The organism is Paraburkholderia sp. CI2 (genome assembly GCF_014201055.1).
Taxonomy (GTDB): domain Bacteria; phylum Pseudomonadota; class Gammaproteobacteria; order Burkholderiales; family Burkholderiaceae; genus Paraburkholderia; species Paraburkholderia tuberum.
The window spans coordinates 35,309-57,181 of sequence record NZ_JACHDL010000015.1 but is presented as its reverse complement, the minus strand read 5'-3'; the positions used below and the strand labels follow the sequence as shown (position 1 = coordinate 57,181).

Below are 21,873 nucleotides of genomic sequence, written 5' to 3'. Positions count from 1 at the left end.
AAGTAGATTCATTTCATCTTATTGAGTAATGATCGTCTAGTGCTGAAAATACCAACACGGTATCCGCATGCGACGCGCCGGGCGCGCGTTCCAGAGTGGCCCGAATCGATAAACCCGCATATCGGAGACACAATCATGAACCGGATGGATCTGAGCATCGCGATCGTCGGCGCCGGCATCGGCGGCCTTACGCTGGCGCTCGCACTACGCGAACATGGCATCGATGCGCAACTCTACGAGCAGACCGATGAGTTGCGCGAAGTGGGCGCGGCCGTCGCACTGTCGGCCAACGCGACGCGCTTTTACGAGCGCATGGGGCTACGCTCCGCGTTCGAATACGTGTGCGCCGAAGTACCCGGGCTCATTTATCGTGATGGCCGCAGCGGCAGCGTCATTGGACATCATCGCGGCATGCCCAGCTATCGCGAGCAGTTCGGTGGCTCGTACTGGGGCGTTCATCGCGCCGATCTGCAGGCGGTGCTGTCGAAGGCAGTTGGTCTCGAGTACATCGAGCTCAGCCATCGCCTGGTCGATCTCGTGCAGCATCCCGATCGCGTGAGTCTCGCGTTCGACAACGGTCGGCGCATCGATGCCGATCTCGTGATCGGCGCCGACGGCGCACGCTCGATTACGCGACGCTGGATGCTCGGCTACGACGACGTGCTGTATTCCGGTTGCTCGGGCTTTCGTGGCATCGTGCCGGCCGAGCGCATGGACCTGTTGCCCGATCCGGAGACGATCCAGTTCTGGGTCGGGCCCGGCGGCCATCTGCTGCATTATCCGATCGGCGACAAGGGCGATCAGAACTTCCTGCTGGTCGAGCGTCATCCGTCGCCGTGGCCGTCGCGCGACTGGGTCATGCCGTCGACCGAAGGCGAGCAGCTGCGCCTGTTCAAGGACTGGCATCCGGCCGTCGTGCAGATGATCACGGCCGTGCCGATCAGTCAGCGCTGGGGCCTGTTTCACCGTCCGCCGCTTGGCCGCTGGAGCAAGGGCCGCGTGACGCTGATCGGCGATGCCGCGCATGCGCTCGTGCCGCATCACGGCCAGGGCGCCAACCAGTCGATCGAGGATGCCGTGGTGCTGGCCGCGCAACTCGCCAAGGCGGGCCCGGGTAAGTGGCGGGAAGCGCAGGAAGCCTACGAGCGTCTGCGCCGGGGCCGCACGCGCAAGGTGCAGTACGCGTCGATCAGCACCGCGGACGTGTTGCATCTGCCGGACGGCCCCGCCGCGCAGGAACGCAACGCGCGGCTAGGGGCGCGCGACAGCATGCTGCATCACCTCGACTGGATTCACGATTTCGATGCGCTTGCGCAAGAGCCGAGCGCGCGACAAGGCGGCACGTGGCTTTGAGCCTCTCCATGAGGCTTCAATAGGGAGGCGGTGGGCCGCATGCTCATGCCAGGCGCCTCTCTCCAGCCACTACGCGTCACATGCAACCCATTGACCGAGTGGCGCGTCAACCTGATCACGTTACCTATATTGCCGCTCGTCTACTATCCGGGAAACTGCGCGCCGGTCGCAATTGCACCTATGTCGCTGCGATCGCAGCCCTTTGTGCTTGCGCTGATTCGCGGCTGACGGTTATTTCTACCAGCTGTCAATGGCCGGTAGCGGCTGGCGACACCACGCTCGGGGTCGCCAGCGTGTCGTTGCTCTTGGGAGCGGCGGTGGTGTCAGACGTCGAGCTGCTATTGCTGCTCGGCAGGCCCGAGTTCGGTGCCTTGGCGCCCATGCCGCTGTCCGAGTTGGTGGTGCCCGGCATGCCGTAGCCGCCCGTCGTTGCGCCGTTCATCTGGTTCGACGGACTAGCCGTGCTGCCGGCTGTACCGGTCGAACCGCTGCCACTCTGACCTCCGGCCGCCTGCGCATAAGCGCCGCCCGACAGCGAGAGTGCGGCGACGGCCGCGACTAGTGTGATGGTTGCCTTGCTCATGATCCGCCCTTCCTTAATTGGACTGGAAGATAGACGCAGACGGTTCCCGCCCGCGCTACAGCAATGTCGCAAACAGCGTGCCGCGTGCTTTTGTAGGCAGCGAAGCGATCGGCGGCGCACGAAGTGGCGGTCGTGGGGCGACTCCAGCCGTTGGATCGCACGAGATCTGCCGCGAAATAAGCCCCTCTCCGCTGGAATAAACCCCGCGCCGTTCTCGTTCATTGACCGTTAAGTCCTTTGGGCAGAACAAGGAGTGCGGTCATGAAGTCTCTACTCGCTCTATTCGGCGTCGTTGCATGCGGCGCGGCCGTCGCGACTCTGATGTCATGCGGCGGCGGTGGCGGTGGCGGTGGCGGCGGTGGCGGTGGCGCGAGTTCGAGCAGCGCGAGCCCACCCGTCCAGTCGTCATTCGCAGCGACGGCCCTCGTATCCGATGGCGCGGTGCCCGCAGCACACACCGACGCTAATCTGAAAAACCCTTGGGGCGTCGCATTCAATCCCAAAGGTTTCGTCTGGGTCGCGGACAACGGCACCAACGTCGCGACGCTCTATGACGGCAATGGCGTGCCGCAATCGCTGGTCGTCACGATACCCGACGGCAAGAACGGCTCCGCATCGCCCACGGGCATCGTTTTCAATGGAACACAAAGCTTCGGCGTCACGGAAAACGGCAAGTCTGGAGTCGCTGCGTTCATCTTCACGGGCGAAGGCGGCACCATCACCGCGTGGGCGCCCGCCGTAGGGCCGACCAATGCGTTCGTCATGTACGACGACGGTACGGGCGGCGCCGTCTACAAGGGTCTCGCGCTCGCCGCGATGAACAACGGCAACTTCCTTTACGCGACGGACTTCCATAACAACAAGATCGACGTCTTCGATACCTCGTTCACGAAGGTCGCGATGCCCGGCGCCTTCACGGACCCGGCGATTCCAGCCGGCTTCGCGCCGTTCGGCATTCAGGCGATCGGCTCGAATCTGTTCGTCACCTACGCGATGCAAGACGCGGCCAAACACGACGATGTCCCGGGCGCGGGGCTCGGCATGGTCGATGTGTACGATACCGCGGGCAACCTGAAGCAACGCTTCGCGACAGGCGGTCCGTTGAACGCGCCGTGGGGCATTGCGCAAGCGCCCGGTAACTTCGGCTCGATGAGCGGCGCAATTCTGATCGGCAATTTCGGCGATGGCATGATCAATGCCTTCAACGCGTCGAGCGGTCAGTCGATGGGACAGATCAGTGGACCGAACGGCAGTCCGATCGTCGAGCAGGGCGTGTGGGGCATCGCGTTCGGCAACGATCTCAGCAATCAGCCTTCCAGCACGCTCTTCTTCGCGGCGGGGCCGAATGACGAAGCCGATGGCGTCTACGGAAGAATCGATCTGAATACGGCGTCGAGCTCAGGTACGAACACGGGCACGAACACGGGCACGAACACGGGTACGAACACGGGTACGAACACCGGCACAAGCGCGGGCGGCGGGATGAGCATTGGAATGTAGCGCTAAGCGCGCAATTGAGAAGCGCCGCTCTCGATGCGAGAACGGCGGTATTGCTTATGCGAGACGATGTGTGCTTGAGCAGTGCGTGTGATGATCATCACATCCACGCGTGGTTGAGCACCAGCGATGTCAGGTCCTGGCTGCCCTGACTCACATCTGATTCTGACGCCGGCATGTCCGCAATATCTGCAGAACTGCAAATGCCCCTCGCACGGTTTGCACATTCTGCAGCGGGCAATCGTAGCATTTTGCGGTTCGGTGCAGCACTTGGCCGACGCCCGTCTTATACTCGACCCGCGAGAGCGGGATCGATCTCGTTGTTCGTCAGGCCGAATTCCGCCATGCGAGCACGATGATCTGGCGAGCCCAGATATGAACGAAGGGCTGTGTTTACCGCCTGGATCAGATCGCTGTTACTTCTATTGAACGAGAATGCCCCGAGCGGAGGCTTCTGCTGCTTGCCCTTCGTTCCCGGTTCGTGCTCGATAGCCTCGAGCATTGAGCCTCCGATCCGGTTCGCAATGTTCCGATTCCCCAAGGCCGTGCTCGCATACGCATCGACGGCGCCAGAGAGAACCGCTTCGACAGCGTCGGCCTGATGCTCGAAGACGACTATTTGGTCCTCGCTTACGCCAGACGCTTTCGCTGAGTCGTGCTGCACCTGTCCGGCTATGATGCCAAGGCGCGCATCAGCGAGTTTGGCAAGCGACACGTAGCTGTCGAGCGCTTTCGGGTTTCCAGTCCGAACCAGAAAACCGTCTGCGATCCCCCATACCGGGACGCTGAACGCGACCATATTGGTGCGTTCGCGTGTGACGAACAGCGGAACGTTCATATCCCACCTGCCTGCTTCAACGCCGGGCAGGAGTTCACTAAACGACGTCAGATGATGCTCGATCCGGGCTACGCCGATCGCCCGAAGAACCGCGTCGGCCAGATCGATGTCAGCGCCCGTGGGGGTACCATCTGCTTCCGTCCAACCGAACGGGGGTTCTTCGATGTACGCAATCGTTACCTTCATCGCTGTGTCTCGCCAATTGGGAACGGCCATCAAATGCCGGGCCGAATGTTGACGATTCTACTTACATGCGCGGTTGTGGTTGCGGCGGCTCTCTCTGAAACGAACGCGGTTATGCCTGGATCGGGTGTCGGTCTTATGGACGTTGGTTGGATTGCGCGGCATCGCTACGGAAACGCACCCACGTCTTCCGGTCAATCAATGGTCACAACCCTGTCACGCACTGCCTCAAGCGAACCGGCAGTTGCTCAAGGAAAGATTTTTCGCGCTCACCACAATATTCGCGCTCCTGAAACGTCTTCAGGCGCATGGAACCGCCACCCACCTCGCACCCGATGACCGACCGAGACAGCGACATCACCGCGACCGTGGTGCGTGAGCGCACGAGGCTCGTCAATTTTATCCGGCGTCGAATACGCGACCCGGATGATGCCGAGGACATCCTGCAGGATGTGTTCCACGAATTCGTGCAGGCTTACCGGCTTCCCGCTCCGATCGAACAGGCGAGCGCGTGGCTATTTCGTGCGGCGCGCAATCGCATCATCGATCGTTTTCGCAAGAAGAAGGAGCAACCGCTGACCGATCTGTCTGAGGCCGAGGACGACGCCAGCGGTGAGTATCGCCTCGACCTCGCCCTGCCGGCGCACGATGCGGGCCCCGAAGCGCTTTACGCTCGCGCTGTATTGCTCAAGGCCTTGCAGGATGCGCTCGATGAGTTGCCGCCGAATCAACGTGAGGTATTTATCGCGCACGAGCTGGAGGGGCGGTCCTTCAAAGACATGGTGGCGGAAAGCGGTGTCACGCTCAATACGCTGCTCGCGCGCAAACGCTACGCGGTCTTGCATCTGCGCGCCCGACTGCAGGCCATTTATGACGAACTGGATATATAGAGGAGTCGAGGGATGAAGTTTCGAATCAGATGTGTGGGCAAAGCGCTGCTGGTGGTGGTCGCCATAGCCGTGCTCGGATGGGTGGTCATGACGCTATGGAATTGGGTGATTCCGGCGCTATTCGTTGGCGCCCGTGCGATCGACTTCGCGCATGCGTTGGGCTTGCTGGTTTTGAGCCGCATCCTGTTTGGCGGATTCCGCGGACACGGCGGCTGGCGCGAACGGCGTCACTGGCGCAAATGGGAAGCGATGACGCCCGAAGAACGGGAGCATTTCCAGACGGCATGGCGATCGGGCCGCGACCGGCGCGCGGGAGATTGAACATGCGCGAGAAATCAACGTACGACTGCAAACAGAAGCCGGGCGTGATTGCGCCAGTCGTCGACCTGAAACGTTGCGAAGGCAAGGGCGATTGCCTGGAGGTCTGCCCTGAGAATGTGTTTGAGATCCGGCGCATCGATGAGGTCGATTATCTCAGCCTCGATTTGATGCACCGCCTCAAGCTGCGCGTGCATGGAATGAAAGTCGCCTACACACCGAACGCGCACGCCTGCCGGTCGTGCGGTCTTTGTGTGACGGCGTGCCCTGAACGCGCGATCAAGCTCGCCAGAACGGCATAGCGTTACGCGTTTTAAGAACACCGCAGGCCGCCTGGCGCAGTGGTCAGTATTATCGATCTCCTCAAGGAGCGCACATGGCTTCATCAACCACGGATCTTCTGCGACAGCTTCACGAACAGAGCCAGACAGAAGTGATAGCCCGCGCACAGGCGCAATTTCAGGGATCGAGCGAGGAGTTTCTGACTCTCGCGGAGGAATACGAAACGCTCGTACCTCGACTCCGTGGACGGTTTCTCGAAACGCTCGGGCTATCGAGCGAAGATTTCGAATCCTCGCAAGGCACTCCTCTATCGTTAGCCGTGTCAGCGGAAACGGGACGGTTCTTACGCAACATGGTGCTTTCGCACAAGCCGGCTCGAATCCTCGAGCTCGGCAGTTCCTGCGGCGTGTCCACGCTGTATTTCGCCGAGGCCCTTCGCACGTTAGGCAGTGGGACGGTTGTCGCGACTGAACTCGATGCTGTTAAGTGCGCACAACTTCGGGCCCACGTCAGAACGGCGGGCGTAGACGCTTACGTTGACCTGCGGGAGGGCGATGTCTTCCAGACCGTTTCCGAGCTGGACGGCACTTTCGACATGGTGTTTATCGACGTCTGGGCCAACACCTATCTGAATCTGTTCAAGCAGATTGAGCGCCTGCTACGCCCGGGATCTATCGTTCTCGCCGACAACATGTACACCGCCGAGGACGCCGTTCGGCCATACAAGCACTACCTCGACGGCGATCCGCGCTTTTCGACCACGACGCTGGACTTTGAATCAGGGGTCGAATTTACAGTCGTCGTGTCATAGGCTGACGAAGAGTGGACGCCGTCCAGAATCCGGTTCAGGTGCCATTCAAGCTGGAAGGTTCGGCGATGCGATGTCTTGTCGACCATCCGGGGCGGATGCGCCAAATGTCATAGCAACTCCTCGTTAAGTCCGGACAGCACGATGGCGGAATGGCCTGCGCTGCGCCTGTGGACAGACTGCGCGCAAGTCGTGCTGCCCCCGCCGACCTACGCATTCCCACGCAGGGCCCCCGGGGCCGCAGGCGGCGTATCAGCCATCCGACCTGCTGCGGCGCCCGCTGTCCGGCGTGACCGGGTCTTCGAGCGCGTCGACGAGCGTGCGCCGCCCCGCGTCGAGGATTTCGTCGGCGAAGGCCGGATCGGCGCCTGCGATCGCACGCGACAGCACGAGCGCCCCGACCATCTGACTGAACGCTGCAATTGCATCGCGACGGGTTTGTTCCGTCGTCGCGCCTTCCGTGGCGATCATGGCTGCAAGCCGGTCGAGATACGCGGCGAGGCCGCGCGCGTAGGACGCACGCGCCGCGTCGGTCATCCGCGGAGCGTCGCCAGCGAAGCCGGACAGCGGGCACCCTGCTGCGACGTTGTCGCGGTGCGAGGCGGACAGGTAGCGTGCCGCCTGCTTCCCCAGGCTGCCGCCGTTTGGCGAATCCGCGTAGTCTTGCATCGCCTTTTCCATGACCGCGGTGACCAGCGCATCCTTCGACTTGAAGTGGTTGTAGAAGCCGCCCTGGCTAAAACCGGCTTCCTTCATCAACTCCGTCAGCCCCACGGCATCGACTCCGCGTACCCGGAAAAGCCGCTCGGCGGCCGCGACAATCGCGCTGCGGTTCTCGGCGGCCTGCTGTCGTGACACCCCCATCGATTTCTCCCTTATACAAGCGATCGCGTCGATTGAAAAACACAATGTCGATCATCATTGACATGCCGTAATTACGTCGACACAATGCGCCGTAAGACGATGGTGACCGACATTGTCACGAGTGTAGCCGACTTTCGCGCACAACGCGAAGCAACGCCGGCGTGCAACGGATGGCAGTCCAGGTTCATCGCGGTTCTTTGATGCCGGCGGGCGGCGGGCGGCGGGCGACCGACGTTGGCGCCGTTCGGCGGCGCAACGGTTCGGTACGCAAGGGCAGGTTTGTTTTCTCCGGGTTTCACGCGCGCTGCGAACCGGCGCACATGCGATTCATCATGCGAAAGGATGAGATATGAAGATCGAAGGTGCTGTTGTTTTCGTGACGGGTGCGAACCGCGGGCTTGGCCTCGAGTTCGCGAAGCAGGCGCTCGAAAGAGGAGCGCGCAAGGTCTATGCGGGCGCGCGCGATCCGGCCAGCGTAATGCTGCCGGGCGTCGTGCCCGTGAAGCTTGACGTGACCGATCCGGCGGCCGTGGCCGCTGCCGCCGACGCGGCGGGCGACGTCACGCTTCTGATCAACAACGCGGGCATCGCGCGGCTCGGCAGTCTGACGGACGACGGCGCGCTCGACGCGTTACGCGATCACTTCGACACCAACGTGTTCGGGATGCTGTCGATGTCGCGGGCGTTCGCGGGCCACCTTGTCGGCAACGGCGGCGGCGCGATCCTGAACGTTCTGTCTGTTGCGAGCTGGATAAACCGGCCGATCCTCGCGGCTTATGGCGTGTCGAAGTCGGCCGCGTGGGCGGTGACCAACGGCCTGCGTCACTCGCTGCGCGAGCAGCACACGCAGGTGGTCGGGCTGCATGCCGGTTTTATCGATACGGATCTGACGCGCGGGCTGGAAGTGCCGAAGGCGACGCCGGCCGACGTCGTGCGTCAGGCATACGACGCGATCGAGGCAGGGGCGGAGGAAGTGTCCACCGACGAGTTCACGCGGCAGGTGAAGGCCGGGTTGTCGGCAGGCGTCTATCTCGACGCTCCGGCGCCGCACTGAAGGCGCTGGAGCGCCCGCTCGTCGCGCGCGGGCATCTGGACGGAAAAGCAGGTCGCGGGCTGGAAGGAGGTGACCTCTGCGGTTCACGCAGCCGGCGGTCTGATCGTCTCCCAGCTCTGGCACGTCGGGCGAGTCTCCGATCCCATCTTCCACGCCGGCGATATGCGCCACGAATGGCCGGTAGTGGCCGCGCGCTGCCCCATGCATGAGGGACCGTTTCCCGTGGCACGTAAAGCGGCGATCTGCGGCAGGCGACCCGGAGCGCCCAGCCATCGCTACAAAAAGCGGACGCATGACGCACGTGATCAAACTGGAGTTGCTCCAATGCAGCTATCCGTGTGCGTATTTCAAGTACCTGCAACACGGATTGCCCGCACGGCCTGTTAGCGTCCCGGGCTCACTCGCCTGGTGGCAAGGAAGCCTCAACCGCGGACCGCCGCAGTAACCACAATGAGAGCCGAGAAGATCAGCGCCGGGGCGAGATGCCGGAACGGTTCCCGATTTCGTAGCAACGTGAAGAGCGCACCGATCATGATCGCACCGGCCAGCGTTAGGCCTAAGACTCTGGTTTGTCGTCCAGCAAGAAGTGCCGCACTCAACAACTCGAGAGCGCCACAGAGCCACTGAAACCATGCCGGATAACCCCAGCGTGCGAAGTCGCGCTTCACCGCGTCGGGTCTTGCGAGATTGACCACCCCAGCAACCGCGAACAGAACCGCTACGATCGTCGCGAGGATCGATTCTAAAGACGCACTGTTCCACGCCATCGTCATGCTCCGTTGATTTGCTGAAAGTGTTTTTGTGCAGAGAGGTCCGCAATCAGGCCGGGGCCATGGGGCTCCCACGCAAGAACTCGGCGGGCATGCTGGCCGCTTACTGTCTGGTCGAGCGCCAGTGCGTCAGCGAACAGTCCAAGCGATTTGCGAGCATCGTCGAGCGACCAGAGTTCGACGCGATCGGCGCCGACCGAGGCCCGAATCGCTTCACCCATTTCGGCAACGGCAACGGCATCTTCCGCGACCACGTTGAAGATCTGTCCCGTAACCCGACCGTCCCCGCTTGCCGCCTGCTCCACCGCGCTCAGGTAAGCCGTGGCGAGATCGTCGACGTGAACGGCAGGCCAGTGATCGCGACCATCGCCGACGACCCTCACACTGCCGGTCTGACGGACCATCCCGGCAAACATGCCGAAGACGCCACCGCCGTAGCCGTGCACCATCGCCGGCCTGAGAATCACTGCGGCAATCGAGCGGCTCGCCGCTAGCGCCCGCACATGTTGCTCCACTGCGGGCCGCCAGGCGATGAGTGGTGTCGGGTTCAGCGCCGAAGCTTCAGTCGCGGGCTCCCCCTCCGTATTGCCGTAGACCCAGGTGCCCGACGTATAGACAAACGCCGCGCCCGGCTGCAAATGCGAAAGCATCGCTACAGCCGCAGCCTCATCAACGGCACCGGCGGAAGCATCATTGGTCGACGCCATGTGCACCACGCCCTCGGCGGCCCCGGCGGTCGCAGCGAAAGACTGTGGCTCACGCAGGTCGCCGGAATGCAGTTTCACGCCGAGATCTGCTAGCGCGCTGGCAGCAGCCGACCTGTCCTGGCGCACCAGCGCCGTCACCTGATGGCCGCGGCTGATTGCCTTGCGCGCGACCGCTTGCCCGATGTAGCCAGTACCACCTGTCATGAACAGTTCCATAGCGTTCTCCTCGATGATTGCCTGCGAAGTTGATAAGTCACACGAACGAGACTTGCCGGTCTCGTTTTGACAAATCTAAACGAGACTGACCAGTCTTGTCAACTACTCGGCGATCTGTTATTTATCTGGGATGAACACTCCCTCTCTCCCCGACCTGAGCCCGCTGCAACGCCGTAAGCGGTCCGCCATCCTCGAAGGCGCGAGAACCGTTTTTTTAAGCCAAGGTTTCGGCCTGGCAACAATGGACGATGTCGCCGCGGCCGCTGGCGTCGGCAAACAGACGGTCTACCGCCACTTCAAGTCGAAGGAGGCACTCTTCGTTGGTCTGGTGAGCTCGATGTGCGCTCAGGTGGGTGGACTTCTTGCCGGGGATCAGGACGAGCAATCCGATGGATCACCCGAAGCCGAGTTGCACGAGTTGGGGTGGTTGGTGGCACGAAGCCTTATCGTGCCGGATCACCTGCGGCTTTACCGGGCCATCGTCGCTGAGGCCGAGCGTCTTCCGGAACTCGGCCAGGTGTTTTACGAAAATGGCGCAAAGGTCGTGCGTGCCTTCGCGGCAAAAATTCTGCGAAAGCGATTTGACGAATCGACTGCTGTATTGCGGGCAGCGACATTCGTTCAGTTGGTGCTAGGCGACGCGTATCTGGAACTGTCAATTGGCTACACGGTGCCCGATGTTGAAGCGCGCTTTGCGCTGCAGATTGACGAGGCGGTGTCGGCTGCACTTCGCTAAAATGGGCCAACCCTGGCAGTTTTCCGCGTAGCGACACTCCACATCAGTTCATTTTGACGCCGCAACCAGACTAAGCGCGTATGCTGGGAATACCACCTTGTCACGCAACGCATCAGGAGCAACACCATGGCCAAGAGTCAATTGCGCAGCACTCGCGAAGCGAAAAAGCCCAAGCAACCCGCGAAGCCGTCAGTGCCGGCGAAGCCGTTCAGCACGGTTCGTTCGCGGGTTGCGAACGAAGCTGTCGCCAAGAAGAAGACGTAAATCGGTTGGCCGCGGACACGCGGCACAGCGATCACATGCAACTTGTAACGTTCACCGCAGTAAATTGATATCTCCACATTGAAGGCGCAAACCGCTTCGGGAGGCGCATCATGATCCATCACCACTCGGACCCCACTTTTCGTGGGCTTCCGCTCACGGCCGAGCAAGACTCGGAAATTCGTCATTACCTGAACAGGAAGGCCAAGCTCGGCAAGCCATGGAATACTCCCGAGCTGCGCGGGATGCTTGAGGACATGCTGCTGCCGCCAAGTACCGACGACGACAGCGAGAGCGATATCCCGGGCGACGCGTCGAGCGCCGCTGAGCGCGCAGCCGCGTTCGTCGATCAGGACATGGAACCAATCGAGGCGTATGAGGAATTGCATGCCGCGATGGAAGCCGAAAGCATGAAAGGCGATCCGCACTAGCGGGAGCGCGCCGCGCAGGTAGTGAGCGTGCAACCCGGTCCATCTGAGGCGTAGAACGAAGGACGACACATGGCACTCAGTTTTTCCAACCCCAGCCGCAGCTATGATGGGATCAGGCATGGCGTGTGGTTCTGGGGATACGACAAAGCACGCGAGATTACCTTCTTTGTGGAAGACCGCGTACTGAAGCATTTCGACTCCGCCCTCGGTACTGACGAAGCCGAGGTGCTGGCCTCCTTCGACCGGAATCGCAATGAGATCCTGAAGGTCGCCATGACCCTGTATGCCGAGGGGCCGCAGACTCTCTACACGCTGCACTAAAGCTTCATCCGGTCACCCATGCTGAATGAGTTGATCCAGTTCAGGCGATCAACGCGTTTTCATGCAGGCTCGATCCGCTGCTGCCGGTCGACGGCTTCCGCATCCTGAGGCTGTTTTTGATGCACTTCGGCCAGTCGCCGGGGCGATCGCTGACGACTTCTCGACCGAAGTCGACTCTTGATATCAGGACTGGCAAGGCAGTTATAAGTCTCCTTTGCCTGCCTACATTTGTGCATCCACGACCTGGAAGGTCGGGATGCAGGACACCTTGCACGTCTGGAGGCCCTACCATTGATAGCGCACGCCGAGATCGCCCGCGACGCCACTACGGCGGACATTGCTGTCTCCACTCACGGCGAACTGGTAGCCGAGCTGTCCGTAAAGGTTCAGCCGCTCCTTGAGCCTGGCGGTGACACCGCCGGCGAGCTCCAGTCGCGTGGCCTGCACATTCAGCGGCACCCGGTCATTGGCGAAGGTCGTGGTGGCCTGGGCATTGAAATCCCGCCACAGATTGGCACGCACATACGGCTGCCACACCGCTCCCTGGCTGCCTTCGATGGTCCACTTCCCGCGCACGCCGAGGCGGCCACTCGCGCCCGAAGTGGAGCCGAGGGAGACTTCACCCAGACCATCGTTCGCGTCGGAGAACGACACGTGCTGCCAGATGATCTGCGCCTGCGGCTCCAGCTCGAAACCCGGGCCGAGCGGCAGGGGGATCGGATAGCCCCCCTCGAGTGATGTCGCGAAGCCCGTACCCCGGACCGGCAGATTCGCAAACTGAGTGGTCGCGGCGCCGTCGTAGTGCGTACCCTGCACAACCGCATCGACATACCAGCCGCTGGGGCCGTAGTCCGTCCAGTAGCCTCCGCCTGTATATGCATTCAGATGCATTGAGCCGGTGTGCTCCAGCGTGTATCCGGTTGCCGCTGCGTTGGTGACCAGGCCATCGACATCTGCACTGCCGTAGCCGTATGCAAAGTAGACGCCTGCAGCGTCGCGATGACCGGGCCAGACGCTTCCACGCCATAGGTCGAGACCGGTCTGCACGCCTCCGACTCCGCCGCTCACGCGCGGATCGGCGTAAGCCTCGTAGCGGTTGTCGATCTGGCCGCCGAACACGCGTCCCCAGGCGGAGCTTGCCCAGCCCGAGCCGCCCGCGCCGCCGCTCTCCGTCGTGAGCGTGTCGCCGATGCGCTCATGGAGCGTCCCGAGCATCTCGACACCCATCTGCCGGGCGACCGGTTGAACTACGCCATAGGTGGCCAGTTCCGGCCCGATGATCGGGTAGACGCCTGGCGGCAGCGGATCCGGTGGGGGCTCGGTGCCAGGTCCAGTTTCCGGTTCCTCTTCGCTTCCCCCCGGTGGGGGCGGCACGACGAACGACGAGCGCAGAAACCAGTCCTCGGGATTGCTGCTGTTGAGGCCACCGCGAAACAAACGATAGTCTTCGGCGCCACCGCGCGCCTCGCCGACGAGCGAAAAGGCGTCCGACGCCGTGGTGCCACCGTTGGTTGTCTCGACGACGAGAATGCCGTTCCCCGTCGTCAATCCACCGGAGCCGCCCGCGTTCGTGATACGTACGGCTGAAGGGTCGGCGCTGCCGCCGTTGATGATGAGTCTGTCCGACGGCGAGCCATCCAGACCGAGGAACGTGCGCAGCGCGAGCGTGCCGCCGGCACCCACGAAATTTTTGACAGTCATTGCACCGAATTGCCCTGCCGGGAGCCCGAAGCCCGGCTCAACCGTTCCGGCATTGGTGACGGTGTTCAAGTCCGTTCCTGTACCGCCCAGGGTTCCGTTCGCCTCCACATTGACCGGCGACTGCAACGAGCCGGTCAGATTGAGCACGCCATTGCGAACGTTGGTCGGACCAGTAAAGGTGTTCTGGCCGGATAACGTGAGCACGCCGTTGCCGGGGCCTTGGCCAGTGCCCCGCTTCCGGAGAGCACGCCGGACCAAGTCGCGCCCATGCCGTTGGTGTCGATGGTCGACGTCGTGCCTCCGACCAGCGTTGCGTTGACGCCTGCGCTCAGCGCCGAACCCACCACCTGTATCGTTCCTCCACCGAGATTGAATGCATAGGTGCCACCCAGATTGTTGAAGTCGCCGAACAGCGAACTTCCGCCAATCTGCAGTGTGCCGCCCGACAGGTTATACGTGCCGTTGCCGGCCGCCGCGAGGAACAGTCTCGACGCGCTGCCGATTGCAAGGGTACCGCCGGTCTGGTTGATCGTACCGGTGCCCTGGCTACCCGTGGACGTGACGTTCGAGCCGATGAACAGCGTCCCATTAGCCACGTTGAAGGTGCCGCCGCTCAGATTGAGCGTGCCGCTGCTCGGGTTGCCTTGCGTATTGCGGCCGAGCGTCATGAAGTCGGTGGTGCTGTTGCCGAATGTGACCGTTCCGCCCGCCAGGTTGTAGGTGCCCGTACCGCCCTGGTTGCCGATGTTCAGCGACACCGGCGTGCCCGGCATACCGAAGACGACGTTGCCCGCGGTCTGCGTAACCGTGCCCGTGCCGCCGAAGTCGCCGACCTGGAGCGCGGAGTTGAACGTTAGCGTGCCGCCGCTCACGTTCAACGTGCCAGACGACGTCGATCCGGGAAGAGTTGGGGCATTGCCCAGGCCCAGCGAAAGATAGTCGATGGCGGCGTCGCTGCTCGTCGCCGCCAGTCCACCGCCAATCACGAATGCGGAGCCCCCCCGGATCCTTGCGCCGTCGATCGTCAGTGTGCCGCCCCCCGTTTTGACAAACTGGCCTTGTTGCGACGTTGGATCGCTCGCAACGCCAGCATTGTTGATCGTGCCGGAGAAGCTGGTGCTCGTGTTATCGGTGCCAACGAACAGGACGTTGTTGGCGGGGGTGTCGATCGTTTCGCTCCCGGAGAGATTGGGCCGCTCAGTCACCGTCTGCTGCGCCAATGCCGGCACGGGTGACAGGCCCATGAGCCATATGGCATGGAGGATGCAAAAAGGGTTGAGTCGCTGGTGCCGCGTCGTCAGCGGAATCGTCAATCGACCGCGCGCGCCGCCGGCCAACGTGCTTAACGATGCGCGATGAATCGCTCTTGCCGTCACGATGACCCTCCGTTACCTGCCGGTGGAAGTTTGCCAAGTCAAGCGAGCTTGACTTCCGGAGACCGACCCATCGACGTTGACTTTGGAAAGCATCTCCCCGAACAGTCGTTGCCTTACTGGTTGTGCGCACGCGATTGAGTTGTTGCCAAGTTCTGCTAAGAGTAGGTAGGCAGATTGAATTGTCAAGAATTAGCCTGGAAGGCTTCGATTGCGCTCCTGTCATGCGAGTTACCAACGGCTCGCCGCCCGAGAAAAGCGCCTAAGCATATCGTCGTGTCCCGATTGGATCTCCGCTTTCCAGATTGCCACTGACGTTTGACTGTCCCGGCGATGCTTCCGGTGAGCGGCTCCTCGCGGCCGAGCGCAGCCGTTTGCCAACCGCGCAACAACCCGGTGATACTTCGGCGTCCACTCAGTCAGATCGCGCCCGCCTCAGTTAGAGATGCCTCGGACCCGCCGCGATGCCTCCCGCATCCGTTGGGACTTCTGCTTTCCCAACCATTGCAGCGATTCCCGCACGACCTCGGGCGGAACCTCATTGAATGACGCGCTGCGAATCAGCGCCTCGCTTGCGGCAATGTCGTTGAACTGCCCCAGCTTGTTCTGCACGGATGTCAATTCCTTGATGGTGCGACCGTGTCCGCTTTTGATAACGGGTTGAAAAAACTCCAGCAGGTACCTCAGTTTTTTGCCTGCCTTTCGAACGTCGTGAAGATCCTCCTCGTGAGTGTCCTCGCTGCGTGCAGCGCGTCTGCTTCGCTTTTGAAGTGCACGCCGTGCTAGACGGACACGCTTCTCGGCGAACGCCTGAACGGGTAGATTGTCGCAACGCGACAGCAGTGTGGTTTGCGCGCGAAGCAGGACATCGTTCAGAAACGCCTCGACATCGTCGCTTTTGATCATCGTCCGGCTATGCACCACCGCCTGCGCGCGCTTCTCGCGCGCCGCGGCCACCAGCAGTTCGATCGAGGCGCCGGACTCCTGGGCGGCTCTCAGCAGATCGCCTGCTATGTCCCAGTCACGGGTTCCGCCTGCCACGGCCGCAAGACGCTTGAATTCTTCGGTGGCTTGCGCGGTCGATTCCTCTCCGAGGTATGGAGAGTACGCCCAGTACAAAGCCCGAAGCTTTCTGAAAGCCACGCGAAGCTGATGAAACCCTTCTGCATCGCTCTGCGTGGATAGCTCTCTTGCCCTTTGCACGGCTTCGGCCACCACCGGCGCCGCCAGCGACGAGAAGGTACTAGCGATGGAACTCGTTTTTGAAAGTGATGAACCTGCCGTCCGGCGGTTGACTTTGAAGAGAGTGTTTGGCCGTGGCAAGGACCAGTCACCATCCATATTCATTGCAGCCTCGAGTCGAATAGAAAATCCATTTGCCGAGACCTTACCATAGCGACCCTCTAGCGCCGAGATTGTGACGCGTTGATGACGCACTTTAAGCTGCCGCGCGTCCGCTGTCCTCGCTTCGAAACATTACCGGCTTCTGCTGTTCTGTATTAGGATGCTCAACTATGTCTGGCAACGCCCGATACGCCGCCGTGTGGTGCGCGTCTTGAGAGTATCTGGGGCATAAGTGGGAGTTCGGTTTGAAAAAACGCGCCACCGTGATCTGTCGCAGAGGTAAGCGAATCCTTCTGGTCGCACGTAGTCAAGCAAAGTGGGCTTTACCGGGCGGGATCCTCAAGCGTGGAGAACATCGCACGGACGCCGCACTTCGGGAACTCAAGGAAGAAACTCAACTATCCGGCAAGTCGGCCAAGCATCTCTTCGACTTCCGTGGCAAGCAGAAGCACCATCACGTGTTTTCCTGCGAAATCCCGAATCGGGCCAAAGCTCGCCCGAGTAACGAAATAGCCAGGTGTCGCTGGGTTCACATGGACGAGATCCGTCGCCTCATGACCAGCGGGCCGACGACCGATATCGTGAAGCTCATGTATCAGCGGCGCAGGAAGTAGCCCAGACCTTCAACTGATACCCCGGCGTCCGATTGCACGGCCAGGAACTAAACAAGCGAGGCCGGCGCACCAGCCTCGCTCAAAATTTCGAAAGCCCGAAAAACTACGCCGCGAACTTGAGCGCCTGTGCGAAATCCGCAATCAGGTCGTCGATATCCTCGATGCCCGCGGACAGCCGCAGCATGCCGTCGGAAATGCCCATCGCCTTGCGCGTTTCCGGCCCGGCTTCGAAAAAGATCGTCGGCGCGACGGGAATGATCAGCGTGCGCGTGTCGCCGAGACCGGTCGCCTTGACCGGCAGCTTGAGCGCGTTGACGACTTCGACCATGCGATCCACGTTGAGTAATTCGAACGACAACAGCCAGGATGCGCCCTTGAACAGCGTCTGTGCGATCTCGTATTGCGGATGGCTCTTCAGGCCGGGATAGAACACGTTGCCGATCGCTTCGTGCCCTTCGAGAAACTGCGCGAGCGCGAGCGCATTGTCGCTGCTTTGCTTCACGCGCAAGGCGAGCGTTTCCGCGCCCATCGCGATCGAGTGCGCCTGCTCGGACGACAATGCCGCGCCCATGTCTCGCAGGCCTTTCTTGCGGATCTGCAGCAGCCCCTGATCCTTCGCCGCCGAGCGCCGATAGTCGTCGGCGATGTTCGGATACGCGCTCCAGTCGAACAGACCGGTATCCGTCACCGCGCCGCCGAGGGCCGCGCCATGACCCGCGATAGTCTTCGTCAGCGAGTTGATGACGAGGCTCGCGCCGACCGCCTTTGGCTTGAACAATGCGGGCGAGGTAATCGTGTTATCGACGAAGTACACGATGCCGCGCTCACGGCACACGTCACCGATACCTTGCAGGTCGGGAATCTGCGTGCCCGGATTCGCGATGGTTTCGACGAACACCATGCGCGTATTCGGCCGGATTGCGTTCTTCACGTCGTCGACGTTGCACGCGTCGACGGTCGTGACTTCGATGCCGAGCGCCCGCAACGTGCCGAACAGACTGTTGGTGTTGCCGAACACGTAACGGCTCGACACGAGATGATCGCCCGCGCGCAGCAGCGTGAGGAACGTCGCGGTGATGCCGGCCATGCCTGTGCTGAAGCAGATGGTGCCGACGCCTTCTTCGAGGCTGGTGATCTTGCGCTCGAGCGCGGCGGTGGTGGGCGTGCCCTGCCGTGCGTAATTGAAGCCGCCTTTCTTCGTGCCCTGGAACACGCCGATCAGGTCCTCGACGCGCTCGAAACCATATTGCACGGACGTATGAACTGGCTGACGCAAGGCACCGTGCTCGGTGCCCGCAATTCTGTCGCCGTGAACGATGCCAGTGGTGAAACCTTGCTTGTCCATTCCTTCTCCGCTTTTTTAGATCGATTGCTTCCAACCGATTATCGCCTGTAACCGCTCGCCGGCGAAGTCCTTGGCGTCCCGTCCGGCGGCGCGGGACACCCCGAATGGGCAAAACCCGCTCCGCGATGTTGCGCTGCGGGGTTGACTAGCCTCGGTGGCACGAACAGGCTCTAAGTCTTCATCGACCAGCACGGGAGCGAACGTGGCCGACCCTGATCATCCTGCTAGCAAACCGAAGACGGCGCACATCATCGCCGCGCAGGCGAGCCCGTGCGACGAGCTCGTCATCCGCACGCAGCCCATCACGACCGGCCGCCCGTGCCAGCGCAAGCGCCTCGCGCTGGCCGCGACGATCGGCGGTTCGAGCATGGCGTTCATCGATGGCTCCGTCGTCAACGTCGCGCTGCCGGCCATTCAGAGCGAACTCGGCGCGAGCGTCGCGGCGATGCAGTGGGTCGTCAACGCGTATCTGCTGTTTCTCGGCTCCCTCGTGCTGATCGGCGGATCGATGGGCGACAAGCTCGGCCGGCGCACGGTGTTCATCGCGGGCGTCGCGCTTTTCACGCTGGCGTCGGCCGCTTGCGGGTTTGCACCGAATGCGTTTGCGCTGGTCGCCGCGCGCGCGGTTCAAGGCATCGGCGCATCACTGCTCGTACCCAGCAGTCTCGCGATCATCGGCGCGGTGTTCGACGACGCAGCGCGCGGACGGGCAATCGGCACCTGGGCGGGCGTCGGCGCGATCACGTCGGCCGTGGGGCCGGTGGCGGGCGGCTGGCTCGTCGACGCATGGTCGTGGCGCGCGATCTTCTTCCTGAACGTCCCGCTCGCGGCGCTGACGATCGCGCTCGCCATATCGGCGGTGCCCAACAGCCACGGGGCCGATGCGCCTGGACAGCTCGACTGGCCCGGCGCACTAAGCGCGGCCACGGGCCTCGCCGCGCTGACGTTCGGCCTGACCGAAGCATCGGCGCGTGGCTTCGCGCATCCGCTCGTATTCTGTGCGATTGGCGCCGGCGTGCTGATGCTCGCCGCATTCGTGACCATTGAGGCGCGCAGCCCCAACCCGATGATGCCGCTCGACCTGTTTCGCTCGCGCGACTTCGCCGGCGCCAACCTCGTCACACTGCTGCTTTACTTCGGCCTTGGCGGCACGTTCTTCTTCCTGCCGTTCACGTTGATCCGCGCGCATGGCTACACCGCGACCGAAGCGGGGGCGGCGCTGTTGCCGGTGCCTTTCATCATCGGTTTGCTATCGCGCTTCACTGGCGGTCTGACTAGCCGCTTCGGTTCGCGCACGCTGCTGACCGTTGGCCCGGGCGTCGCCGGAGTCGGGTTCACGTTGCTGGCGCTGCCGTTCGTGCGCGGCAGCTATTGGGCTGAATTCTTCCCTGCGCTCGTCGTGCTCGGGCTCGGCATGACGATCACCGTCGCGCCGCTTACCACGACCGTGATGGGCGCGGTGCCGAGCGACCGCACAGGCGTGGCGTCCGGCATCAATAACGCCGTTGCGCGCGTGGCGGGCCTGCTGGCGATTGCGGTGCTCGGCATCGTATTCGTGTGGTCGCACCACGCGGCGCTATCGGCGCGCCTCGACGAACTGCATGTGCCGCAAGATACGCGCCAGAGCGGGCAATTGCTGGCGCCGGTCGAGCAAGCGGGAGGGGCGGCGGGCGACTCGCATACGCCGCGCGAGACATCCGTGGCGCGCGCGCAAGCCGATGCGATGACCGACGCGCTGCGGGCCGTCGCGCTCGTCTGCGCCGCGTGTGCGTTCGCCGGAGCGGGGCTTGCGATGGCCACCATCCAGCCGCTGAAACGGCCGGCGGTGGCGCGCCCGGAGTGAGATACGAAACTCAGTGGTGAACAGGCCGCACCGGGGACCCCGTCGGCCGGATCACCGCGGCCGCTCGCGCCTCGATTCTTGCCGCCGACGAAGTCGGTTGATGTGGAATGGTTGCGCTGTCGTACCCGTTCATTTGTTCATCGATGATGAAATCCGCGACTCTCATCGCGTCCATCGAGTTGCCGTCCACGTCGTTCCACTCGCGAATCGCGCGATTGACCTTGGTTAGCGCGGTGACAGCAAGCAGTATGGCGTCGGTCTCGGTGATCTTGCCTTCGAGATCATCTACGAGGTAGTCCGCAACACGTAGAGCCGCGCCGATCAGATTGCTGTCGTCGCTCAAGTCCGTCAGTACCGCATGAACCACTGCGAGGCAAGCATCTTTGCGTGCAAGTGCGATGTCTGTCATGAGGTTCTCCAGAGTCCAGGTGCAAACACAATTTATTCCGAGTGCTCCCTGCATGTCGAATGCGCCCACCGTGAAGCCGCCACCGCGTTGCCTTTACCAGCGCTGGTGGACGTGCGGCGCGATATGGCGCTGATAGACATCCCGGACCCGTTGCATGACCTCGTCGGACAGCGGCGCGAGGTTCGCGGCCGAGACGTTCGACGCCGCCTGGGCCGCGTTTTTGCTGCCCGGGATGATGACGGAGACGGCATCCTCCATCAGGATCCAGCGCAGAGCCAGCTGCGCCATGGAGGCGTTCACGGGTACCAGGCTGAGCAGTTCGTCGACCGCTTGCAACGCGACGTCGTAGGGCACGCCGGAGAACGTTTCGCCGACGTCGAACGCCTCGCCATGCCGATTGAATGCACGATGGTCGTCTGATGCAAAAGTCGAATCCGCGGACATCTTGCCCGTGAGCATGCCGCTGGCCAGAGGCACTCGCGCGATGACCGCAACGTATTTCTTTTGCGCTTGCCTGAAGAACAGATCGGATGGACGCTGACGGAACATGTTGTAGATGATCTGCACCGAAACCACGTTCGGATATTCGATCGCCTTCAGCGCTTCTTCCACCTTTTCGACCGACACGCCGTAGTAGCGGATCTTGCCGGCGGCGACGAAGTCGTCCATTGCGTCGAACACCTCGGGACGGTAGTAAACCTCCGTCGGCGGGCAATGCAACTGGATCAGGTCGAGCGTGTCGACGCCGAGATTCGAGCGACTCCGGTCGATGAAAGCTTCGAGCTCGCGCTTGTTCAGATAGCCGCTGGTCACATGCGGGTCGAGTCGGCGCCCGAGCTTGGTGGCGACAATCGGACGTTCGCCGCCTCGTTGCCGCAGCACGTCGCGGATGATCCGTTCGGAGCGACCATCGCCGTAGACATCGGCCGTGTCGATGAACGTGACACCGTTGTCGAGCGCGGCATTCAGCGCGGCCTTGGCGTCATCTTCCGCAACACCGCCCCACGAGCCGCCGATCGCCCATGCCCCAAAACCGATTTCCGACACATTCCAGCCGGTACGACCAAATTTTCTCGTCGAAAGCGTCATTTGGATGCTCATCCTCTGTTTTTTTGCGAAGTTGCGTCGCAGG

The 21,873-nt window shown here is 62.2% G+C and carries 24 protein-coding genes and 1 pseudogene; 13 read left to right on the top strand and 12 right to left on the bottom strand.

The genetic code is table 11. The features are described from left to right. The first annotated feature begins 135 nt into the window (after positions 1-135). Complete coding sequence (locus HDG32_RS20685; protein ID WP_184070306.1) at positions 136-1,353, top strand: FAD-dependent monooxygenase; 1,218 nt, start codon at positions 136-138, stop codon at positions 1,351-1,353. A gap of 247 nt (positions 1,354-1,600) precedes the next feature. Here HDG32_RS20685 and HDG32_RS20680 read toward each other — a convergent pair whose 3' ends face one another. Then, a complete protein-coding gene (locus HDG32_RS20680) occupies positions 1,601-1,936 on the bottom strand; it encodes a hypothetical protein (protein WP_184070304.1) in 336 nt (111 codons plus the stop codon). Positions 1,937-2,197: 261 nt separating this feature from the next. On the opposite strand from HDG32_RS20680, the gene HDG32_RS20675 reads away from it, so the two are divergent. After that, positions 2,198-3,436: a TIGR03118 family protein gene (locus HDG32_RS20675; protein WP_184070302.1), complete on the top strand. Its 1,239-nt coding sequence runs from the start codon at positions 2,198-2,200 to the stop codon at positions 3,434-3,436. A 283-nt stretch (positions 3,437-3,719) separates the two neighbouring features. Here HDG32_RS20675 and HDG32_RS20670 read toward each other — a convergent pair whose 3' ends face one another. After that, on the bottom strand, positions 3,720-4,457 hold the full coding sequence (locus HDG32_RS20670; protein WP_184070300.1) for a transporter substrate-binding domain-containing protein: 738 nt from the start codon (positions 4,455-4,457) through the stop codon (positions 3,720-3,722). Positions 4,458-4,762: 305 nt separating this feature from the next. On the opposite strand from HDG32_RS20670, the gene HDG32_RS20665 reads away from it, so the two are divergent. From HDG32_RS20665 to HDG32_RS20650, 4 genes are all read left to right on the top strand, one after another. Further along, positions 4,763-5,344, top strand: coding sequence for an RNA polymerase sigma factor (locus tag HDG32_RS20665; RefSeq protein ID WP_184070298.1), 582 nt, complete (start codon positions 4,763-4,765; stop codon positions 5,342-5,344). A 12-nt stretch (positions 5,345-5,356) separates the two neighbouring features. Beyond that, a complete protein-coding gene (locus HDG32_RS20660) occupies positions 5,357-5,665 on the top strand; it encodes a hypothetical protein (RefSeq protein ID WP_184070297.1) in 309 nt (102 codons plus the stop codon). Positions 5,666-5,667: 2 nt separating this feature from the next. Beyond that, entirely contained in the window at positions 5,668-5,964 is a 297-nt protein-coding gene (locus HDG32_RS20655) for a 4Fe-4S dicluster domain-containing protein (protein ID WP_184070294.1), read from the top strand. A 74-nt stretch (positions 5,965-6,038) separates the two neighbouring features. Continuing rightward, positions 6,039-6,755 carry an O-methyltransferase gene (locus tag HDG32_RS20650; protein WP_184070292.1) on the top strand — a complete coding sequence of 239 codons (717 nt, stop codon included), beginning with the start codon at positions 6,039-6,041 and terminating at the stop codon, positions 6,753-6,755. Positions 6,756-7,004: 249 nt separating this feature from the next. Here HDG32_RS20650 and HDG32_RS20645 read toward each other — a convergent pair whose 3' ends face one another. Beyond that, complete coding sequence (locus HDG32_RS20645) at positions 7,005-7,616, bottom strand: TetR/AcrR family transcriptional regulator (RefSeq protein ID WP_184070492.1); 612 nt, start codon at positions 7,614-7,616, stop codon at positions 7,005-7,007. Between the two features lie 349 nt (positions 7,617-7,965). Between HDG32_RS20645 and HDG32_RS20640 the strand changes: the two genes are divergently transcribed. After that, the gene (locus tag HDG32_RS20640) at positions 7,966-8,670 is read left to right on the top strand and encodes an SDR family oxidoreductase (RefSeq protein ID WP_184070290.1); all 705 of its coding nucleotides are present in this window, start codon (positions 7,966-7,968) and stop codon (positions 8,668-8,670) included. Between the two features lie 30 nt (positions 8,671-8,700). Beyond that, positions 8,701-8,835, top strand: a pseudogene (locus HDG32_RS20635) (alkene reductase); the annotation flags it as partial. Between the two features lie 257 nt (positions 8,836-9,092). Here the strand turns inward: HDG32_RS20635 and HDG32_RS20630 are convergent. After that, positions 9,093-9,437 carry a DoxX family protein gene (locus HDG32_RS20630; RefSeq protein WP_184070288.1) on the bottom strand — a complete coding sequence of 115 codons (345 nt, stop codon included), beginning with the start codon at positions 9,435-9,437 and terminating at the stop codon, positions 9,093-9,095. A gap of 2 nt (positions 9,438-9,439) precedes the next feature. Beyond that, a complete protein-coding gene (locus HDG32_RS20625; RefSeq protein WP_184070286.1) occupies positions 9,440-10,363 on the bottom strand; it encodes an NAD-dependent epimerase/dehydratase family protein in 924 nt (307 codons plus the stop codon). Positions 10,364-10,493: 130 nt separating this feature from the next. On the opposite strand from HDG32_RS20625, the gene HDG32_RS20620 reads away from it, so the two are divergent. Continuing rightward, positions 10,494-11,099 (top strand): TetR/AcrR family transcriptional regulator, encoded by a 606-nt coding sequence (locus HDG32_RS20620; protein ID WP_184070285.1) that lies wholly within the window; start codon positions 10,494-10,496, stop codon positions 11,097-11,099. A gap of 137 nt (positions 11,100-11,236) precedes the next feature. On the opposite strand, the gene HDG32_RS20615 is transcribed toward HDG32_RS20620, so the two are convergent. Next, positions 11,237-11,482: a hypothetical protein gene (locus HDG32_RS20615; protein WP_184070283.1), complete on the bottom strand. Its 246-nt coding sequence runs from the start codon at positions 11,480-11,482 to the stop codon at positions 11,237-11,239. Between HDG32_RS20615 and HDG32_RS20610 the strand changes: the two genes are divergently transcribed. Together HDG32_RS20610 and HDG32_RS20605 are read left to right on the top strand one after the other, a co-directional pair. After that, positions 11,474-11,791, top strand: coding sequence for a hypothetical protein (locus HDG32_RS20610; RefSeq protein WP_184070281.1), 318 nt, complete (start codon positions 11,474-11,476; stop codon positions 11,789-11,791). The two genes, HDG32_RS20615 and HDG32_RS20610, sit on opposite strands and share 9 nt — an antisense overlap. Positions 11,792-11,860: 69 nt before the next feature. Then, positions 11,861-12,112: a DUF1488 domain-containing protein gene (locus tag HDG32_RS20605; RefSeq protein ID WP_018425166.1), complete on the top strand. Its 252-nt coding sequence runs from the start codon at positions 11,861-11,863 to the stop codon at positions 12,110-12,112. A 285-nt stretch (positions 12,113-12,397) separates the two neighbouring features. Here HDG32_RS20605 and HDG32_RS36530 read toward each other — a convergent pair whose 3' ends face one another. The 3 genes from HDG32_RS36530 to HDG32_RS20595 all read right to left on the bottom strand — a co-directional run bounded on the left by HDG32_RS36530 (position 12,398) and on the right by HDG32_RS20595 (position 16,533). Further along, positions 12,398-14,017 (bottom strand): autotransporter outer membrane beta-barrel domain-containing protein, encoded by a 1,620-nt coding sequence (locus HDG32_RS36530; protein WP_311540129.1) that lies wholly within the window; start codon positions 14,015-14,017, stop codon positions 12,398-12,400. Further along, positions 13,948-15,126, bottom strand: a complete 1,179-nt coding sequence (locus tag HDG32_RS37055; protein WP_311540128.1) for a hypothetical protein — start codon at positions 15,124-15,126, stop codon at positions 13,948-13,950. The genes HDG32_RS36530 and HDG32_RS37055 overlap by 70 nt, the downstream gene beginning before the upstream one ends. 495 nt (positions 15,127-15,621) lie before the next feature. Next, positions 15,622-16,533 carry a CHAD domain-containing protein gene (locus HDG32_RS20595; RefSeq protein ID WP_184070279.1) on the bottom strand — a complete coding sequence of 304 codons (912 nt, stop codon included), beginning with the start codon at positions 16,531-16,533 and terminating at the stop codon, positions 15,622-15,624. Between the two features lie 242 nt (positions 16,534-16,775). On the opposite strand from HDG32_RS20595, the gene HDG32_RS20590 reads away from it, so the two are divergent. Beyond that, complete coding sequence (locus HDG32_RS20590; RefSeq protein WP_184070277.1) at positions 16,776-17,144, top strand: NUDIX hydrolase; 369 nt, start codon at positions 16,776-16,778, stop codon at positions 17,142-17,144. Positions 17,145-17,247: 103 nt separating this feature from the next. On the opposite strand, the gene HDG32_RS20585 is transcribed toward HDG32_RS20590, so the two are convergent. Continuing rightward, positions 17,248-18,489 (bottom strand): cystathionine gamma-synthase family protein, encoded by a 1,242-nt coding sequence (locus HDG32_RS20585; RefSeq protein WP_184030122.1) that lies wholly within the window; start codon positions 18,487-18,489, stop codon positions 17,248-17,250. Between the two features lie 202 nt (positions 18,490-18,691). On the opposite strand from HDG32_RS20585, the gene HDG32_RS20580 reads away from it, so the two are divergent. After that, complete coding sequence (locus HDG32_RS20580) at positions 18,692-20,332, top strand: MFS transporter (protein ID WP_184070275.1); 1,641 nt, start codon at positions 18,692-18,694, stop codon at positions 20,330-20,332. 10 nt (positions 20,333-20,342) lie between these two features. Here HDG32_RS20580 and HDG32_RS20575 read toward each other — a convergent pair whose 3' ends face one another. Both HDG32_RS20575 and HDG32_RS20570 read right to left on the bottom strand, forming a co-directional pair. Continuing rightward, a complete protein-coding gene (locus tag HDG32_RS20575; RefSeq protein WP_184070273.1) occupies positions 20,343-20,741 on the bottom strand; it encodes a hypothetical protein in 399 nt (132 codons plus the stop codon). A 93-nt stretch (positions 20,742-20,834) separates the two neighbouring features. Continuing rightward, positions 20,835-21,830 carry an aldo/keto reductase gene (locus tag HDG32_RS20570; RefSeq protein WP_184070490.1) on the bottom strand — a complete coding sequence of 332 codons (996 nt, stop codon included), beginning with the start codon at positions 21,828-21,830 and terminating at the stop codon, positions 20,835-20,837. Positions 21,831-21,873 lie beyond the last annotated feature (43 nt).

Excerpts from the sequence above, each read along its gene's own strand:
- HDG32_RS20625 (WP_184070286.1), bottom strand. The coding sequence starts at position 10,363 with ATGGAACTGTTCATGACAGGTGGTACTGGCTACATCGGGCAAGCGGTC.
- HDG32_RS20660 (WP_184070297.1), top strand. The coding sequence starts at position 5,357 with ATGAAGTTTCGAATCAGATGTGTGGGCAAAGCGCTGCTGGTGGTGGTC.
- HDG32_RS20605 (WP_018425166.1), top strand. The coding sequence starts at position 11,861 with ATGGCACTCAGTTTTTCCAACCCCAGCCGCAGCTATGATGGGATCAGG.
- HDG32_RS20665 (WP_184070298.1), top strand. The coding sequence starts at position 4,763 with ATGGAACCGCCACCCACCTCGCACCCGATGACCGACCGAGACAGCGAC.
- HDG32_RS20675 (WP_184070302.1), top strand. The coding sequence starts at position 2,198 with ATGAAGTCTCTACTCGCTCTATTCGGCGTCGTTGCATGCGGCGCGGCC.
- HDG32_RS20585 (WP_184030122.1), bottom strand. The coding sequence starts at position 18,489 with ATGGACAAGCAAGGTTTCACCACTGGCATCGTTCACGGCGACAGAATT.
- HDG32_RS20610 (WP_184070281.1), top strand. The coding sequence starts at position 11,474 with ATGATCCATCACCACTCGGACCCCACTTTTCGTGGGCTTCCGCTCACG.
- HDG32_RS20570 (WP_184070490.1), bottom strand. The coding sequence starts at position 21,830 with ATGACGCTTTCGACGAGAAAATTTGGTCGTACCGGCTGGAATGTGTCG.
- HDG32_RS20615 (WP_184070283.1), bottom strand. The coding sequence starts at position 11,482 with ATGGATCATGATGCGCCTCCCGAAGCGGTTTGCGCCTTCAATGTGGAG.
- HDG32_RS20670 (WP_184070300.1), bottom strand. The coding sequence starts at position 4,457 with ATGAAGGTAACGATTGCGTACATCGAAGAACCCCCGTTCGGTTGGACG.
- HDG32_RS20645 (WP_184070492.1), bottom strand. The coding sequence starts at position 7,616 with ATGGGGGTGTCACGACAGCAGGCCGCCGAGAACCGCAGCGCGATTGTC.
- HDG32_RS20595 (WP_184070279.1), bottom strand. The coding sequence starts at position 16,533 with ATGAATATGGATGGTGACTGGTCCTTGCCACGGCCAAACACTCTCTTC.
- HDG32_RS20680 (WP_184070304.1), bottom strand. The coding sequence starts at position 1,936 with ATGAGCAAGGCAACCATCACACTAGTCGCGGCCGTCGCCGCACTCTCG.
- HDG32_RS20640 (WP_184070290.1), top strand. The coding sequence starts at position 7,966 with ATGAAGATCGAAGGTGCTGTTGTTTTCGTGACGGGTGCGAACCGCGGG.
- HDG32_RS20620 (WP_184070285.1), top strand. The coding sequence starts at position 10,494 with ATGAACACTCCCTCTCTCCCCGACCTGAGCCCGCTGCAACGCCGTAAG.
- HDG32_RS20630 (WP_184070288.1), bottom strand. The coding sequence starts at position 9,437 with ATGGCGTGGAACAGTGCGTCTTTAGAATCGATCCTCGCGACGATCGTA.
- HDG32_RS20685 (WP_184070306.1), top strand. The coding sequence starts at position 136 with ATGAACCGGATGGATCTGAGCATCGCGATCGTCGGCGCCGGCATCGGC.
- HDG32_RS20655 (WP_184070294.1), top strand. The coding sequence starts at position 5,668 with ATGCGCGAGAAATCAACGTACGACTGCAAACAGAAGCCGGGCGTGATT.
- HDG32_RS20575 (WP_184070273.1), bottom strand. The coding sequence starts at position 20,741 with ATGACAGACATCGCACTTGCACGCAAAGATGCTTGCCTCGCAGTGGTT.
- HDG32_RS20650 (WP_184070292.1), top strand. The coding sequence starts at position 6,039 with ATGGCTTCATCAACCACGGATCTTCTGCGACAGCTTCACGAACAGAGC.